General features: G+C 61.3%; 15 protein-coding genes. 1 reads left to right on the forward strand and 14 read right to left on the reverse strand.

Annotated features, from left to right (window positions below):
* Positions 1–60 precede the first annotated feature (60 nt).
* Positions 61–567 carry a secA translation cis-regulator SecM gene (gene secM, locus C1N62_RS14295; protein ID WP_137764260.1) on the reverse strand — a complete coding sequence of 169 codons (507 nt, stop codon included), beginning with the start codon at positions 565–567 and terminating at the stop codon, positions 61–63.
* Positions 568–596: 29 nt separating this feature from the next.
* On the opposite strand from secM, the gene C1N62_RS14300 reads away from it, so the two are divergent.
* Positions 597–1115, forward strand: a complete 519-nt coding sequence (locus C1N62_RS14300) for a DUF721 domain-containing protein (protein WP_137764261.1) — start codon at positions 597–599, stop codon at positions 1113–1115.
* Between the two features lie 15 nt (positions 1116–1130).
* Here the strand turns inward: C1N62_RS14300 and lpxC are convergent, their stop codons facing one another.
* From lpxC to C1N62_RS14365, 13 genes are all read right to left on the reverse strand, one after another.
* Positions 1131–2048 (reverse strand): UDP-3-O-acyl-N-acetylglucosamine deacetylase, encoded by a 918-nt coding sequence (gene lpxC / locus C1N62_RS14305; protein ID WP_137764262.1) that lies wholly within the window; start codon positions 2046–2048, stop codon positions 1131–1133.
* Between the two features lie 100 nt (positions 2049–2148).
* The gene (ftsZ, locus tag C1N62_RS14310; protein WP_137764263.1) at positions 2149–3315 is read right to left on the reverse strand and encodes a cell division protein FtsZ; all 1167 of its coding nucleotides are present in this window, start codon (positions 3313–3315) and stop codon (positions 2149–2151) included.
* 71 nt (positions 3316–3386) lie between these two features.
* On the reverse strand, positions 3387–4643 hold the full coding sequence (gene ftsA / locus C1N62_RS14315) for a cell division protein FtsA (protein ID WP_072928843.1): 1257 nt from the start codon (positions 4641–4643) through the stop codon (positions 3387–3389).
* Positions 4640–5482 carry a cell division protein FtsQ gene (ftsQ, locus tag C1N62_RS14320; RefSeq protein WP_137765022.1) on the reverse strand — a complete coding sequence of 281 codons (843 nt, stop codon included), beginning with the start codon at positions 5480–5482 and terminating at the stop codon, positions 4640–4642. Before ftsQ ends, ftsA begins: the two co-directional genes overlap by 4 nt.
* A 1-nt stretch (position 5483) precedes the next feature.
* Positions 5484–6404: a D-alanine--D-alanine ligase gene (locus C1N62_RS14325; RefSeq protein ID WP_137764264.1), complete on the reverse strand. Its 921-nt coding sequence runs from the start codon at positions 6402–6404 to the stop codon at positions 5484–5486.
* Positions 6397–7872 (reverse strand): UDP-N-acetylmuramate--L-alanine ligase, encoded by a 1476-nt coding sequence (gene murC / locus C1N62_RS14330; RefSeq protein WP_137764265.1) that lies wholly within the window; start codon positions 7870–7872, stop codon positions 6397–6399. The genes C1N62_RS14325 and murC overlap by 8 nt, the downstream gene beginning before the upstream one ends.
* A 22-nt stretch (positions 7873–7894) precedes the next feature.
* Positions 7895–9001, reverse strand: coding sequence for an undecaprenyldiphospho-muramoylpentapeptide beta-N-acetylglucosaminyltransferase (murG, locus tag C1N62_RS14335; RefSeq protein ID WP_137764266.1), 1107 nt, complete (start codon positions 8999–9001; stop codon positions 7895–7897).
* A gap of 2 nt (positions 9002–9003) precedes the next feature.
* Complete coding sequence (gene ftsW, locus C1N62_RS14340) at positions 9004–10224, reverse strand: cell division protein FtsW (protein WP_137764267.1); 1221 nt, start codon at positions 10222–10224, stop codon at positions 9004–9006.
* Positions 10221–11540 (reverse strand): UDP-N-acetylmuramoyl-L-alanine--D-glutamate ligase, encoded by a 1320-nt coding sequence (gene murD / locus C1N62_RS14345; RefSeq protein ID WP_137764268.1) that lies wholly within the window; start codon positions 11538–11540, stop codon positions 10221–10223. Before murD ends, ftsW begins: the two co-directional genes overlap by 4 nt.
* Positions 11541–11542: 2 nt before the next feature.
* On the reverse strand, positions 11543–12625 hold the full coding sequence (gene mraY / locus C1N62_RS14350; RefSeq protein WP_137764269.1) for a phospho-N-acetylmuramoyl-pentapeptide-transferase: 1083 nt from the start codon (positions 12623–12625) through the stop codon (positions 11543–11545).
* Positions 12619–13980 carry a UDP-N-acetylmuramoyl-tripeptide--D-alanyl-D-alanine ligase gene (gene murF / locus C1N62_RS14355; RefSeq protein WP_137764270.1) on the reverse strand — a complete coding sequence of 454 codons (1362 nt, stop codon included), beginning with the start codon at positions 13978–13980 and terminating at the stop codon, positions 12619–12621. Before murF ends, mraY begins: the two co-directional genes overlap by 7 nt.
* Positions 13977–15464 (reverse strand): UDP-N-acetylmuramoyl-L-alanyl-D-glutamate--2,6-diaminopimelate ligase, encoded by a 1488-nt coding sequence (murE, locus tag C1N62_RS14360; protein WP_168195866.1) that lies wholly within the window; start codon positions 15462–15464, stop codon positions 13977–13979. Before murE ends, murF begins: the two co-directional genes overlap by 4 nt.
* The gene (locus C1N62_RS14365; RefSeq protein ID WP_137764271.1) at positions 15451–17226 is read right to left on the reverse strand and encodes a peptidoglycan glycosyltransferase FtsI; all 1776 of its coding nucleotides are present in this window, start codon (positions 17224–17226) and stop codon (positions 15451–15453) included. Before C1N62_RS14365 ends, murE begins: the two co-directional genes overlap by 14 nt.
* Positions 17227–17250: the final 24 nt, after the last annotated feature.

Raw genomic sequence — 17250 nt, forward strand, 5'->3', positions numbered from 1 at the left:
GGTTATAAATAAGCCACTATGTCATTGGATCTACTTATGGTTTTAAAGGTATTGATCGAATTATGCAAACGGCCCGGCACGAATACCTTGCACTTGGGCCAGCCACAATCCCGGTTGATGTTGTGAGACAGTGACATACAGTGAGGGAGAAGTGAGATGGACAATGGTGGGCGGCTTCGGCTCCTGCGTCAGCAACGCATTGAGCGAAACCAGCAGCGCCAGACGCTGTGCTTGCAGGGGGGCACCCTGCGCCTCATCCTTTTCCGCCATTGTGTGCGGCGTAAAGGCGAATGAGAGGTGACGAATGACGGTGCGAATGGCGTGCTGGTGCCAATAATCCACGGCAAAGGCACGACGTTGCGACTCCTGCAACAGCATCAGGCGGCTGAAGGCGGTGCTGGCGCTGTTCTGGCGATTGAGCGAGGAGGCAGGATTGGGCAGTGACGACTGTTCAGACGCGCCATTCAGGCTTGAGGAGACCCCAAAGCTTGCCGCGACCATCCCCAACAGGAGATGCGGCCAGAAATAACGTCTGCCAAATTGTCGCCAAAGATTTAGAATACCCATTACGAGTTCAGATCCGCCGGAGCCCCGCCATGCGTGATAGCCGCCCACAATTATTAGAAGTTCTGTTCGACGATGCTTCTGCGGGAGAAAAAAGCCCGCTGCATAGCGTACAGCAGCGTGCAACCGCGCTCTTAAAACTTAATCGTGCAGTGAAAGGCCTGTTGCCTGCTCAATTGCACCCCTGGTGTCGTGTTGCCAATTACCGACAGGGTATTTTAGTGCTTGAAACCGCGAATGCCAGTTGGATGATGCGATTACGCTACGAACAGTCCACTTTGCTCTCGGCTCTGCGAGCGCAAATCTTACCATCATTGAGTGCGATCGACATCAGGATTAATCCGTCGCTCATGGCAAAAGCGGAAGCGGCCACGCAAAAAAGCTCAGGCGTTGAACAGGAAAAACAGGAAGTATTCCGGCAGCTTAGCCCGCAGAGCGCGGATGTATTACGTGGGGTGGCAGAGCGCAGTCCAGAGAAGCTTAAGAAAGCCCTGGAACGGCTGGCTGCACTGGCCGGAGAGGGTACCAGTGCAACCAACAGAGGCAAGTAACGCGTCGCGTCGGAATTAGGCCAGTACGGCGGACGGGGCTTTGAATGCCAGCGGCATTTCCGCTTCGTCCTCGAAGGTCACATATTCCCACGCTTCCTGTTTCGCCAACACCGCTTGCAGCAACTTGTTATTCAGCGCATGGCCGGACTTGAAGGCCGTCAGCGCGCCGATGATGTTGTGGCCGCACATGAACAGGTCACCGATGGCGTCCAGCATTTTGTGACGTACAAACTCGTCCTCAAAACGCAGGCCATCTTCGTTCAGCACGCGGTAGTCATCCACGACAATCGCGCAATCGAAACTGCCGCCCAGGCAAAGGCCACGGGATTGCAGGTACTCGATGTCACGCATAAAGCCGAAGGTACGCGCGCGGCTAATCTGGCGGACAAAGGCGTCGGCAGAGAAGTCCATGCGGTAGCGCTGCGAACTGGCGTTGATCGCTGGGTGGTTAAAGTCGATGGTGAAGTCGAGGCTGAAACCGTTGTGCGGTGTCAGTTCGGCCCATTTGTCGCCCTCTTCCACGCGAACAGGCTGCTTAATACGTAAGAATTTCTTGGCGGAGTTCAGCTCTTCAATGCCGGCGTCAAGCAACAGGTAGACGAAGGGCGCGGCGCTGCCATCCATGATTGGGATTTCAGGCGCATCCACTTCCACCACGATGTTGTCGATACCCAATCCCGCCAGTGCGGCATTCAGGTGCTCAACCGTAGAAATACGTACGTCATGCTCATTGACCAGGCAAGTACAGAGCATGGTATCACGCACGGATTTTGCATCTGCCGGAAAATCAACCGGTGGATTCAAGTCAGTGCGACGATAGATGACCCCGGTATTTGCCGGTGCAGGGCGCAAGGTCAGGGTGACTTTCTTGCCGGTATGCAAACCGACGCCAGTCGCCTGAACAATACGTTTTAGTGTGCGTTGTTTGATCATCGTTTTATCTCGCAATGTTATCCATCCTACCGACCCTAGCTTATACCAGGATCGGCGGGACAGTTTAGCACAAAGAGCGGAGATGCAAAAGCAGCGACAATTAATCCGCCTGCTTGCGCAGGAAGGCCGGAATATCCAGATAATCAGGCTCTTTGTTGGATTGGGTGTTCTGCTCGTTCACCACTTTGGCGGCCGGTTTGTTCTCCTGCTGCTGTGGCAGCGGGGAGAGGCCATGCTGCTGGTAACGGTGATCCATCACTGGCTGCTGTTGGGTCTGCGGCTTGTTGGTGACCAGGGTGATCTCTGGGCGTTTGTCCATGCCGATACCGGTCGCCACCACGGTGACGCGCAGTTCGTCGTTCATCTCCGGATCCAGCGAGGTGCCGATTACCACAGTCGCGTTGTCAGAGGCGAAGGCGCGGATGGTGTTACCCACGGTTTCGAACTCATCCAGACGCAGGTCGAAGCCCGCAGTGATGTTGACCAGCACGCCGCGCGCGCCAGAGAGGTCGATGTCTTCCAGCAGCGGGCTGGAGATGGCCATCTCTGCCGCTTCCTCGGCACGATCTTCGCCACAGGCGACGCCAGAACCCATCATCGCGTAGCCCATTTCGGACATCACGGTGCGCACGTCCGCAAAGTCGACGTTCATCAGGCCTGGGCGGGTAATCAGCTCAGCGATGCCCTGGACCGCGCCTTTCAACACGTCGTTGGCCGCGCCGAACGCGTCCAGCAGGGAGATACCACGACCCAGCACCTTCAGCAGCTTGTCATTCGGGATGGTGATCAGCGAATCAACGTGTTTGGAGAGCTCGGCGATGCCCTGCTCCGCAAACGCCATGCGCTTTTTGCCTTCAAAGTTGAAAGGCTTGGTCACCACAGCGACGGTCAGAATACCCAGATCTTTGGCCACTTCAGCCACGACAGGCGCTGCGCCCGTCCCGGTGCCGCCGCCCATGCCGGCTGCGATGAAGACCATGTCAGCGCCTTCCAGCGCCGTACGCAGTGCCTCGCGGTCCTCTTCAGCAGAGTTACGGCCCACTTCCGGGTTGGCGCCCGCGCCCAGCCCTTTGGTGATGCCGCTGCCGATTTGGATGGTTTGGCCCACCGCCGTCTTACGCAGCGCCTGAGCGTCTGTGTTTACGGCGAAGAATTCAACACCTTCGATGCGCTCGCGCACCATATGTTCAACGGCATTACCGCCGCCACCGCCGACGCCGATGACTTTAATCACCGCGTCATTGGTTAATTCCATAGGTTCAAACATAATTTCTCTCCGTTTTGTGCCTGTCGCTTCGAGATCAAAAAAAGAGGATCAGCTTGATCTCTTGTTAAACATTAAAATTCTTTTCTCAGCCAGCTGTTGATTCGTTTGAACCAGTTGCCCACTGAGGCGCGTTTTTCCACTTCCGCCTCACCGCTCAGGTGAGACTCTTTTCCGTAGTGCAGCAGCCCGACCGCTGTCGAGTAGTAAGGCTCCTGCGCATAATCCGTTAGCCCGGTGATGTTCAACGGCTGGCCAATACGCACTTGGGTGTGGAACACCCGTTGGGCGCAAGCCGCCAGACCATCAATTTGCGCCGCGCCGCCGGTCAGGACAATGCCGGCGGCCAAATGATGTTTAACGCCCTGCTGGCGCAGTTGCTCCTGCAGCTGCAGGATCTCGTCATTGACCAGGTTCAGCAGCTCGGTGTAGCGCGGCTCAATCACCTCGGCCAGGGTCTGCCTTTGCAGACTGCGTGGCGGACGCCCGCCCACGCTCGGTACTTCAACGCTCTCATCCTTGCTGACAATCGATCCCAGCGCGCATCCGTGGCGCACTTTAATCGCCTCGGCATCCGTTGGCGGGGTGCCGAAAGCGTAGGCGATGTCACTGGTCACCACGTTCCCCGCGTAAGGGATAACCTTGGTGTGGCGCAGCGCCCCGCCCGTGTAGACGGCGATATCCATCGTACCACCGCCAATATCCACCACGCAGACGCCCAACTCGCGTTCATCTTCAGTCAAGACCGCATAGCTGGCCGCCAGCCCGGCGAAAATCAGTTGGTCAACTTTCAGGCCACAACGTTCCACCGCTTTGACGATGTTTTTCGCCATGTCGTTGTGGCAGGTGATCAGATGCACCTTCGCCTGCATCCTGACACCGGACAAGCCGACCGGGTTCTTGATGCCTTCCTGATAGTCGATGGCGTACTCCTGGGGGATGACATGCAGGATACGGTGCTCATCGCGCACACGTACCGATTTGGCGGTGTGGACCACATTCTCCACATCTTCCTGCGTGACCTCCTCCTCCGAAATAGGAACCATCCCGATTTCGTTCTGACAGCTGATATGTTTGCCAGAAAGCGCCAGATACACTGACGAAATCTGGCAATCTGCCATCAGTTCCGCCTGATCAATGGCGCGTTGTACGCATTTTACCACTGACTCCAGGTCGTTAACGCCACCCTTGTCCATACCGCGGGACGGGCAACTGCCCACCCCAATAATGTTGACCATGCCATCGGGCAGAACTTCCCCTACCAATGCCGCAACCTTTGCCGTACCGATTTCCAGTCCAACTACCAGTTTTCTGTCCGTCGACTTGATCATTGTTGTTTTGCCTGTGCCTGATTTTGTTCCTGATTACTGTTTTGCTGCTCCACGAACGCCGGAGCCCAGCCAACTGCCGCACCGGTGTCATACCGCAGATCGACGTAGCTGATGCGCTTACTGTCGGTCTGCGCCTGCTGCTGCAACACCGGGAACAGCTCAATGAAGCGCTGCAAGCGTCCTGCCCGGTCGTCACGGCCCAGATCAATACGGATATCGTTGTCCAAAGCCAGCTGCCAGGAGTGACGCGCGGTCATGGAGACTATCTTCAACGTGAACTTACTGGCGGCCAGCGTCTGGCTCATCGTTCTGTAACCTTGCAAAACATCCTGTTCACTCCCCTCCGGCCCGTAGAGCAGGGGCAACGTCTGTTTGCCCACCCGCTCTGACGGCACGCTGAACGACTTCGCGTCCGCGTCCACCATGTGCAGGTCATTCCAGCGGGCGACGGGCACATACTCCACCAGGTGGATCTTCAGCTCATCCGGCCACTGCTTGCGCACGCTGGCCTGCTTGATCCACGGCAACCGCTCAATCTGCTGCTGGATGACATCCACATCCTGCGTCATGAAGGTGCCCGGCGACCCCAGCGCCAGAATCGCCTGGCGGATGTCGTCGTTGGTGGTGTAGTGGCGCTCGCCTGTCACCACCAGCCGTGAGAGCGGCAACCGGCTGGCATCTTTCATCCAGCCCACCACGGCCCAACCACCCCAGCCGATGGTGCCAAGCACCAGCAGCAGGAAGAGCACCCCCACCAGCCGGGTACCGTTACTGCGGCGCAGGCCACGGCTGACCGTTGGCTCATTACGCTCGCGTGCATTCAACGCCGCCTGCGACATATCAGTCAGCAAGCTCCAGAATGCGCGCCACCAGCTGGGCAAAGCTCAAACCATGCTGGCGGGCGGCCATCGGCACCAGACTGTGGCTGGTCATCCCCGGCGAGGTGTTCACCTCAAGCAGGTAGAACCCGCCATTGCTGTCCTGCATGATGTCGACCCGGCCCCAACCCTGGCAATCCAGCGCGCGGTATGCGCGCAGGGCCAGATCGGCCAGATGCGCCTCTTCACGTTCGCTGACACCGCTCGGGCAGAAATATTGCGTCTCGTCAGAGAGATACTTCGCCTCGTAATCATAGAACACCCCAGCCGGTTGGATGCGGATTGAGGGCAGAACCTCATCACCCAGGATCGCAACTGTGAACTCGGGCCCACTCAGCCACTTCTCCACCAGCACGTCGTCGTCATGGCGGAACGCCTCTTCCAGCGCCGGTTGCAGCTGTTCGATGCCGTCTACCTTGCTCATGCCGACGCTCGAACCTTCACGACTCGGCTTCACAATCAGCGGGAAACCGAGCGCGGCCAGCGTAGTGGCATCCTCGCCCAGCTCACCGGAGGTGAACTGTTGGCGGTTGAGCGCCACGAACGGCGCGACCGGCAAGTTCATCGCCTGCCAGATGCGCTTGGTGCGCATCTTGTCCATCGTCAGCGCCGAGGCCATCACGCCGCTGCCGGTATAGGGCAGGCCCAGATGCTCCAGCAGCCCTTGCAGGGTGCCGTCCTCACCGCCGCGGCCATGCAGCGCGATAAATACCTTGGTGAAGCCCTGCTCTTTCAGCTGCGTCACCGGCGTCTCTTGCGGATCGACCGGATGGGCATCAATGCCCGACTCACGCAAGCCGGCCAGCACTGCCTGCCCGGATTGCAACGATACTTCGCGTTCAGCGGAGGTGCCGCCCAGTAATACCGCGACTTTATCAGCCATGTTGCTCTTCACCTTTTCTTACGGGCTGAAATTTCTGCTCAGCCAATTTACGGGCAACCTTGCCGACATTGCCAGCGCCCTGCACCAGCACCAAGTCCTCATTCTCCAGGATTTGGGCAAGATTTTCCGGCACGGTATCCACATCGGAAACCAAAATAGGATCAATCTTACCGCGCCCGCGGATCGTGCGGCAGAGGGAGCGGCTATCCGCCCCCGGAATCGGCGCTTCGCCAGCCGCATAGACGTCCAGCATCAGTAACACGTCCACTTGCGACAGCACATTGGCGAAGTCGTCATACAGATCGCGGGTGCGGGTGTAGCGGTGCGGCTGGAAGATCATCACCAGCCGCTTATCCGGCCAACCGGCGCGCGCCGCCTTGATGGTGGCGTCCACTTCGGTCGGGTGGTGGCCGTAGTCATCCACCAGCATCGCCGCGCCCTCTTTGCCATTGACCGCGGCCAGCGGATACTCGCCGAGGAAGTCAAAGCGACGCCCGGTGCCCTGGAAGCCCGCCAGCGCGCTGAGGATGGCCGCATCAGCGATGCCCTCCTCGGTCGCCACCGCCACCGCCGCCGCGGCGTTCAGGGCGTTGTGGCGGCCCGGCGCGTTCAGCGTCACGGTCATCAGCGGCTTGTCCTGACGGCGCAGGGTGAAGTGCCCCTGAGCGCCCTGCTGCTGGTAATCCTCCAGCCGCACGTCCGCATCCTCGCTAAAGCCATAGGTGGTGACATGGCGGCCGACGCGCGGTAACAGCTCGCGCACCACCGGGTCATCAATGCACATCACCGCGCGCCCGTAGAACGGCAGGTTGTGCAGGAAGTTGATGAAGGTCTGCTTCAGGTTCTCAAAGTCGCCCTGATAGGTATCCATGTGATCGGCTTCGATGTTGGTCACAATCGCCACCATCGGTTGCAGGTGCAGGAAGGAGGCATCGCTCTCATCCGCTTCCGCGATCAGGTAGCGGCTGCTCCCCAGCCGGGCATGGGTACCGGCGGCCTTCACCAGCCCACCGTTCACAAAGGTCGGGTCCAGCCCGGCCTCGGCGTAAATGCTGCTCACCATCGCCGTGGTGGTGGTTTTGCCGTGGGTGCCAGCAATGGCGATGCCGTGGCGGAAGCGCATCAGCTCCGCCAACATCTCCGCACGGCGGATTACCGGAATGCGCGCCTCGCGGGCTGCCACGATCTCCGGGTTGTCCTGAGTAATGGCGGAGGAGACCACCACGACGCTGGCGTCCAGCACGTTTTCCGGGCGATGGTGATAGTAAATCTGTGCGCCCAGTGACGTCAGGTGCTGCGTCACCGGGTTCGGCGCCAGATCAGAGCCGCTGATCTGGTAGCCCTCATTAGCCAACACTTCGGCGATGCCACCCATGCCGGCACCACCGATGCCAACAAAGTGGATGTGCCGGACGCGATGCATCTCGGGCACGAAGGTTCTGAGTTTCGCCAATTGTTGTGTATTCACGTTGTTTTTCACTTTTCCATCGTTACTGATTGGCAACCGCGCGCGGCGCGGTTCGCTCATAGTCAATATGCGCCGCGGCGCACACCTCGGCAGCCACCCGCTCGGTGGCGTCCGGAATGGCGACCGCCCGAGCCCGTTGCGCCATCTCAGCCAACGTCGGACGATCCCACTGGGCCAGCAACCCGCACACCGCCTCGGCGGTAAAGTCTGGTTGCTCCAGAATGCGGGCCGCACCCGCCTTTTCCAGCGGCAAGGCATTCCAGTATTGCTGGCGATCCTTATGCTGGAACGGCACGAAGATTGCCGGCAGGCCCGCGGCGGCGATCTCGCTGACGGTCAGCGCGCCGGAGCGGCAGACCACCACATCAGCCCAAGCGTAAGCCTCGGCCATGTCATCAATAAATTCGGCAATCCGGTGCCCCGGCTGGCCAGCGGCGCGGTACGCCTGCTCAACCTCGGCCAGCGCGCCCTTACCCACCTGATGCCAGAGGGTGATGCGCTCGCCCATCGCGGCGGCCACCGCTGGCAGGGTCTGGTTCAGGACGCGCGCGCCCTGACTGCCGCCCACCACCAGTACGCGGATCGGGCCTTCACGGCCCGCCAGTCGGGTGGCTGGCAGCGGCAGCGCCAGCACGTCAGTGCGCACCGGGTTGCCCACTACCTCGGCCTTGGCAAAGGCACCGGGGAACGCCTGCAACACCTTTTTGGCGATCTTCGACAGCCAGCGGTTGGTCAGGCCAGCGATGCCGTTTTGCTCGTGCAGCACCACCGGGACGCCGCTGAGCCACGCCGCCAGGCCGCCGGGGCCGGAGACGTAACCGCCCATGCCCAGCACCACATCCGGCTGATCGCGGCGGATAATCGCTTTCGCCTGACGCACCGCGCGGAAGATGCGCACCGGGGCCAGCAGCTGGGCCTTCAGCCCCTTGCCGCGCAGCCCGGAAATGCGGATAAAGTCGATCTCAATGCCATGCTTGGGCACCAGATCCGCCTCCATCCGGTCGGCAGTTCCCAGCCAGCGTACCTGCCAGCCCTGCGCCATCAGGTGATGAGCCACGGCCAGCCCCGGGAACACATGCCCGCCAGTCCCGCCTGCCATCACCAGTAAACGCTTGGTCTTGCCACTCATCATTAACCCCTTACAAACGCCTGCGCTTTCGTCATCCGCGTTTCAAAATCGATCCGCAGCAACAGAACAATTGCCGTGGACATAATCAACAGGCTCGAGCCGCCGTAACTGATCAGCGGCAGCGTCAGGCCCTTGGTCGGCAGCATACCGGCGGCAGCGCCGACGTTGACCAGTGCCTGAAAGCTAAACCAGACGCCAATCGAACAGGCCAGGAAGCCGGAAAAGCGCTGATCGATCTCCAACGCCTTGCGGCCGATGGACATCGCCCGAAAAGCGACGAAGAATACCATTAACAAGGCCAAAACCACACCGAAATACCCCAGCTCCTCACCGAGAATGGAGAAAATAAAATCGGTGTGCGCTTCCGGCAAATACTCCAGTTTCTGTACGGAGTTACCCAGCCCCTGCCCCCAGAATTCACCGCGGCCAAACGCCATCAGCGACTGGGTTAACTGGTAGCCGCTGCCGAAGGGATCGGCCCACGGGTTCCAGAACGAGGTAACGCGGCGCATACGGTACGGCTCGGCAATGATCAGCAGCACCACCGCAAAGGCGCCGGAGCCGATAATCGCCAAAAACTGCCACATTTTCGCACCGGCCAGGAACAGCATCGCCAGCGTGGTAATGAACAGCACCACCACGGTGCCGAGGTCTGGCTGCGCCAACAGCAGCACCGCCAGCATTACCATCACGCCCATCGGTTTGCAGAAGCCCCAAAAGTTGCTGCGCACCTCCTCCACTTTCCGCACCAGATAGCTGGCGAGGTAGCAGAACAGCGAAAGCTTGGAGAACTCCGCTGGCTGTATACGCAGCGGCCCGAGCGCGATCCAGCGCGAGGCACCGTTGACCGAACTGCCTACCACCAACACAATCAGCAGCATCACCAGTGACAGCAGTAGCATCACGTTGCTGTAGCGCTGCCAGACGGCCATCGGTACCCGCAGCGTCACCAGCGCGAGCACGAACGCCAGCCCAAGGTAGAGCGCATCACGCTTGGCGAACAGGAAAGGATCGTCCGCCAGCCGCTGGCCAATCGGCATCGAAGCCGAGGTGACCATCACAAAGCCGATAATCGCCAGACCGAAGGTGAGCCACAGCAGGGTGCGGTCATAGAGCACCATGCTGGTGTTGTCGCTTTCGCGCGCGCCCATCACCCAGTCATTGAGCTTGCCAAACAGGCTGGCAAAGAGGCCGCCTATCAGACGCAGGCCCGGGATCTTCATTGGCCTAACTCCTTAGCCAGCCGGGCAAACTCATCGCCCCGCTGCTCAAAATTGCGGAACTGGTCAAGGCTGGCGCAGGCTGGCGAGAGCAGCACCATGTCGCCGCTCTGGAGCGCCGGGGCCAGCGCCCGCATCGCCTGTTCCATTGTCTCTACACGCACCGACACCTCCGGGCGCAACTCAGCCAGCGCATCGCCATCCCGGCCAAAGCAGTAGACACGGATGTCTGGCCGCGCCAGATAAGGCGCCAGCGGCGAGAAGTCCGCGGATTTGCCGTCGCCGCCCAGCAGCAGGTAGAGCGTGCCGTCGGTCTGCAACCCCTTCAGCGCCGCCTCAGTGCTGCCGACGTTCGTGGCCTTAGAGTCATTGATCCAGCGCACCCCATTCTGCTGGTGCACCAGCTGGAAGCGGTGCGCCAGCCCGCCAAAGGTGGTCAACGCTTTCAGGCTGGAGGCGCGCGGGATGCCAGCGGCATCCGCCAGCGCCAGCGCCGCCAGGGCATTGGTGTAATTATGCTGACCGGTCAACGCCATCTCTTTGGTGTTCAGGACTTTTTCGCCCCGCACCCGCAGCCAGGTTTCGCCCTGCTGGCGGTTGAGGTGGTAGTCGCCAACGTCGGTGCCAAAACTGACGCAACGTTTATCGGCACCGCGCACCGGCATCGTGAGGGCGTCATCGGCATTTACCACACAAATTTCCGCATTCTCATAGATGCGCAGCTTGGCGGCGCGGTACTGTTGCAGCCCAAACGGATAGCGATCCATATGGTCTTCGGTGACGTTCAGGATGGTGGCGGCCGTGGCCTTCAGGCTGGAGGTGGTCTCCAGCTGGAAGCTCGACAGCTCCAGCACGTAAAGCTGGCAAGGGTTCTCCAGCAGCGACAGCACCGGCAGCCCGATGTTGCCGCCCACGCCGACCGCCCAACCAGCGGCCTTCGCCATTTCGCCCACCAGGGTGGTGACAGTGCTTTTGCCGTTGGAGCCGGTGATGGCCACAATCGGGGCCTGCGCCTCACGGCAGAACAGCTCCACGTCGCCGACGATCTCAACGCCCGCCTCCGCCGCCGCGCTCAGCGCCGGGGTGGCCAGCGCCAGACCGGGGCTGGCGACAATCAGGTCAGCCGCCATCAGCCACGCTTCATTGAGCGAGCCGACATGGCACTCCACGCCAGCGGGCAGTGCGTCTTGTCCCGGCGGGTTGGCGCGGGTGTCCATGACCCGCGGCGTCACGCCACGCGCCATGAAGAACTCCACGCAGGAGAGGCCCGTTAGCCCCAACCCGATAATGACGACCTTTTTATCCTGATAGTCAGCCATGATTACCGTACCTTCAGCGTCGCCAGGCCAATCAGCACCAGCATCAGCGAAATAATCCAGAAGCGCACGATGACGCGCGGCTCCGGCCAGCCTTTCAGTTCATAGTGGTGGTGAATCGGCGCCATGCGGAAGATACGTTGCCCGCGCAGCTTGAACGATCCCACCTGCAGGATGACCGACAGCGTCTCCACCACGAACACGCCGCCCATGATCACCAGCAGGAACTCCTGACGCAGCAGCACCGCGATGGTGCCCAGCGCGCCGCCCAGCGCCAGTGAACCGACGTCACCCATAAAGACCTGCGCCGGATAGGTGTTGAACCACAGGAAGCCCAGCCCGGCACCCACGATGGCGGTACAGACAATCACCAGCTCACCGGCATGTCGCAGGTACGGGATATGCAGGTAGTTGGCGAAGTTCATGTTCCCGGTCGCCCAAGAGACCAGCGCCAGCCCGGCCGCCACGAAGACGGTCGGCATGATTGCCAGCCCATCCAGCCCATCTGTCAGGTTGACGGCGTTACTGGTGCCGACAATCACGAAGTAGGAGAGCAGGATATAGAGCAGCCCCAGCTGCGGCATGATGTCCTTGAAGAATGGCACCACCAGCTGGGTCGCTGGCGTGTCCTTGCCGATGGCGTACAGTGCGAAGGCCACCGCCAGCGCAATCACCGACTGCCAGAAGTACTTCCAGCGGGCGATCAGCCCTTTGGTGTTTTTGCGCACCACCTTGCGGTAGTCATCCACAAACCCGACGATGCCATACCCCACCAGCACAAACAGCACGCACCAGACATAGGGGTTGGAGGGGTAGGCCCACATCAGCACCGAGATGGTGATGGAGGTGAGGATCATGATCCCGCCCATGGTCGGGGTGCCGCGCTTGCTGAAGTGCGACTCCGGGCCGTCGTTACGCACCACTTGGCCGATCTGCAACTTTTGCAAGTAGGCGATCAGGCGCGGCCCCATCCAGAGTGAAATAAACAGCGCAGTAAGCAGGCTGACGATGGCGCGGAACGTCAGATAGGAAAAGACGTTGAAGCCGGAATAATACTTGACCAGATGTTCGGCCAGCCAAACTAACATGTTGCACTCTCCTGTAACGCGCGTACTACCTGCTCCATTGCGGCACTACGTGAACCTTTAACCAAAACGGTAATAACCGCATGTTCAGACAGTAAGCTCGTTAACCGGGCCACCACTGCTGTTTTGTCTGCGAAATGTTCGCCACAGCCGCTGGCATCACTTACCAGTTGGCTCTCGCGCCCCACGCTTAATACTTTGTCGATGCCTGCCGCCCGCGCCGCCTCGCCCACCTGACGGTGGCACGCCGCGCTATCAGCCCCCAGCTCGGCCATGTCGCCCACCACCATCACGCGGTAGCCCGGCATCTCCGAGAGCACCTGGGCGGCGGCGGTCATGGAACCGACGTTGGCGTTGTAGCTGTCATCCAGCACCAGCCTCCCCTCCCCCAGCGGGATCGGGAACAAACGGCCCGGCACGGCCTGCAACTTCGCCAGCCCCTGAGCCACCGCGTCCAGCGATGCGCCGACTGACAACGCCAGCGCCGTCGCCGCCAGCGCGTTGGCAATGTTGTGCCGCCCCGGCAGAGGTAAGCGAACACTCACTTCACCTACCGGCGTATGCAGCATAAAGGTGGTGCCCTGCTGCCCGACCTGCACGTCGCTGGCGTAGAAGTCCACGCCCTCTGCCGCCTGCGGCGAGAAGCGCCAGACGGTTTTGCCCGCCAGCGAAGGCGCCCAACGCGGCTCGTCATGGCTGTCGGCATTGATCACCGCCACGCCCTGCGGTGGCAGGCCATCGAAAATCTCACCCTTGGCGATCGCCACCCCTTCCAGCGAGCCGAAGCCCTCCAGATGGGCCGCCGCCAGGTTGTTGACCAGCGCGCTCTCCGGTTTCACCAGCGCCGTGGTGTAGGCGATCTCACCGATGTGGTTCGCCCCCATCTCCACCACCGCAAACTGGTGCTGCGGCTTCAGGCGCAACAGCGTCAGCGGCACGCCGATGTCATTGTTGAAGTTGCCTTGGGTGTAGAGCACGTTGCCGCACTCGCGCAGAATCGTCGCCGTCATCTCCTTCACGGAGGTTTTGCCGGAGGAGCCGGTCAGGCCAACGATGCGCGCCGGCATCTGGTTGCGCACCCAGGCGGCCAACTGCCCAAGGGCGATGCGCGTGTCCGCCACCCGCAACTGCGGTACAGAGGCATCAACCGGGCGGCTCACCAGCAGCGCGGCACAGCCGGCGCCGATCGCCTGATCGACAAAGTTGTGGGCGTCATGGTTCTCGCCCTTCAGCGCGACAAACAAGCAGCCAGCGGTCAGTTTGCGGGTATCGGTTTCGACCGCGTCAATCTCGCAATCTGCGCCAATCAGCTCGGCGTCCAGCACCGCGGCCAGTGTTTTGAGGGAGACGGAAATCATGCCATCACCCCCAGCAGCCGGGCGACCGTCAAACGGTCGGAGTAGTCAAGCCGGCGGTTGCCGACCAGTTGGTAATCCTCATGCCCCTTGCCAGCGATCAGCACCACGTCATCTGGCGTGGCCTGCATGATGGTATGGGTGACCGCTTCGGTGCGGCCGTGGATCGCCTGCGCGCGGCTCGCATCCAGCAGGCCACTGAGGATATCCGCGACAATCGCGCGCGGCTCCTCGCTGCGCGGGTTGTCATCCGTTACCACCACGCGGTCGGCGTACTGCTCAGCAATGCCGCCCATTAGCGGGCGCTTGCCCTTGTCACGGTCGCCGCCACAGCCAAAGACGCACCACAACTGCCCTTTACAGTGCAGGCGGGCCGCCGCCAGCGCTTTCTCCAGCGCATCCGGCGTATGGGCGTAGTCCACCACCACCGTGGGCTTGCCGGGGGCGGTGAACACCTCCATGCGGCCGCACACTGGTTGCAGTTGCGGCGCAGCCTTGAGCAGCGCCGCCAGCGGATAGCCGAGCGCCAATAGGGTCGCCAGCGCCATCAGCAGGTTGCTGACGTTGAATGCGCCAATCAGGCGCGCTTCCAGTACGCCCTCGCCCCAGCTAGAGTCGAAGGCAACGCGCACGCCCTGATCGTGATATTGCACTTCACGCGCTGCCAGCCAGCGACCTGCCCACCCTTCCGGCAGGGGCTGTTCGACAGCGACCGCCACCGCGTCCGGCAACTGGCTAAGCCAGCGCTGCCCGACCGCGTCGTCGGCATTGATAATCTTCTGCCCCACCTGATGGGTGGAGAAGAGCAGCCACTTCGCCGCCTCATACCCGGCCATGTCGCCGTGGTAATCGAGGTGGTCGCGGCTCAGGTTGGTGAACAGCGCAGCGGCAAACGGCAGCGCGGCGACCCGGTGCTGCACCAGCCCGTGGGAGGAGACCTCCATCGCGGCGAAGGTCGCGCCCTTGTCTGCCAGCGTACGCAGCGCCTGCTGCACATCCACCGCGGAACCGGTGGTGTTCTCCGCTGGCACCACCTGCCCGAGCAGGCCGTTGCCGATGGTGCCCATCACGGCGCTGGTATCGCCCAGTGCCTGGCTCCACTGCGCCAGCAGCTGGGTAGTGGTGGTCTTGCCGTTGGTGCCGGTCACGCCCACCAAGCGCAGCGCCTCGCCGGGCTGCTGGTAGAAGCGGCCAGCCAGCGCCGACAGCTGTTGGTGAAGGTTATGCAGGTAGATCACCGGCACGCCATGCACTTCCGCCAGCGTACCGTTGTCAGCCACGCCGTCCGCTTCCGCGATCACGGCCGCCACGCCCTGGGCGATGGCTTGTGGGATATAGCGGCGTCCGTCCGCCTGATGGCCAACCACGGCCACAAACAGATCCCCGGCAGCCGCCACGCGGCTGTCCAGCGTCATTTCCCGCAGCGCGCACTCCGGGGCATTCGCCACCCAAGGAGCGAGTAAGTCGCGCAAATTACGATCGGCCACCTGAACCCTCTTTTTTGTTGTTTACGAGATCGCCCTTCTCGCCGGTTGTGCCGGGAGTCATCAGGGCATCCGGTTCCACATTCATTGTCCGCAACACGCCGCCCATGATGGCACCGAACACCGGTGCCGATACCGCGCCGCCGTAGTACTTCCCGGCCTGCGGATCGTTAATCACCACCACCAGCGCAAAGCGCGGGTTGCTGGCCGGGGCGACGCCTGCGGTATAGGCAATATATTTGTTGACGTATCGGCCATCCGGGCCGACCTTTTTCGCCGTACCGGTCTTGATGGCGATGCGATAGCCTTTGATCGCGGCTTTGGTGCCACCGCCGCCCGGCAGTGCCACGCTCTCCATCATATGCACCACGGTACGCACCAAGTGCTCAGGAAAGACGCGCTCCCCGGAGACCGGCGGGTCCACTTTGGTAATCGACAGCGGGCGATAGATGCCCAGGCTGCCAATGGTGGCGTACACACGCGCTAACTGTAACGGCGTTACCATCAGCCCGTAGCCAAATGAGAAGGTGGCCCTCTCTATGTCAGACCACCGTTGTTTATGGGGATATAAGCCACTGCTCTCTCCGACCAGCCCCAAATTGGTCGGTTTTCCCAACCCGAAACGCGAGTAAGTTTCTACCAGCGCCGAGGAGGGCATCGCTAACGCCAGCTTGGAGACGCCGACGTTACTCGATTTCTGCAAGACCCCCGTCAGGGTCAGCTCGTTGTAGCGCGCCACGTCTTTGATCTCGTGGCCATTGACTCGATACGGCAGGGTTTGCAGCACGCTGTTTTCACGTACTACACCATGTTGCAGCGCGGTCATCACCACCATCGGCTTCACGGTGGAACCCGGCTCGAAAATATCGGTGATGGCGCGGTTGCGCATCGCTTCCTGCGGGGTGCCGCTCAGGTTGTTCGGGTTGTAGGAGGGGCTGTTGGCCATCGCCAGCACTTCGCCGGTGTTGACGTCCACCAGTACCGCCGTGCCCGACTCCGCCTTGTTGAACGCCACCGCGTTGTTCAGCTCGCGGTAGACCAGCGCCTGCAACCGTTCATCGATGCTGAGCACCAGATTGTGCGCCGCCTGGCTGTCCACGGAGGAGATATCCTCAATCACCCGCCCATAGCGATCCTTGCGCACCGTGCGCTCGCCCGGTTGGCCGGTCAGCCAGCGGTTGAAGCTGCTCTCCACGCCCTCGATCCCCTTGCCATCGATGTTGGTCACGCCAATCACATGGGCGGTGACCTGTCCGGCCGGGTAGTAGCGGCGCGACTCCTGGCGCAGGTAGATGCCCGGCAGCTTGAGTTTGTGGATGTACTCACCGATGGCGGGATTGACCTGACGCGCCAGATAGACAAAGCGCCCTTTCGGGTTGGCGTTGATGCGGGTGGAGAGTTGGTCGAGCGGGATGGAGAGCGCGTCAGAGAGCGCCTTCCAGCGGGTGTCGAGGGTGATGCCGCCGTGCTCATTCAGCTCTTTGGGATCGGCCCAGATGGCGTTGACCGGCACGCTCACCGCCAACGGGCGGCCAGCGCGGTCACTGATCATGCCGCGCGCGGTAGGCACCTGCTGCACGCGCAGGGAGCGCATGTCGCCCTCGCGCACCAGCCGGTCGGGGTTAATCACCTGAAGGTAGGCGACGCGCAACATCAGGCCGACCAGTGCCAGCAAAATGCAGCCACACAGCAACGCAAAACGCCAGCTGACAAAGCTGGCCTGATCATCCTGGCGTTTCAACTTCACTCCACGTGTGGCTTTCATGCGCGGTATACCGGCTCCCTCAAA

This window comes from Nissabacter sp. SGAir0207 (assembly GCF_005491205.1).
GTDB lineage: Bacteria > Pseudomonadota > Gammaproteobacteria > Enterobacterales > Enterobacteriaceae > Chimaeribacter.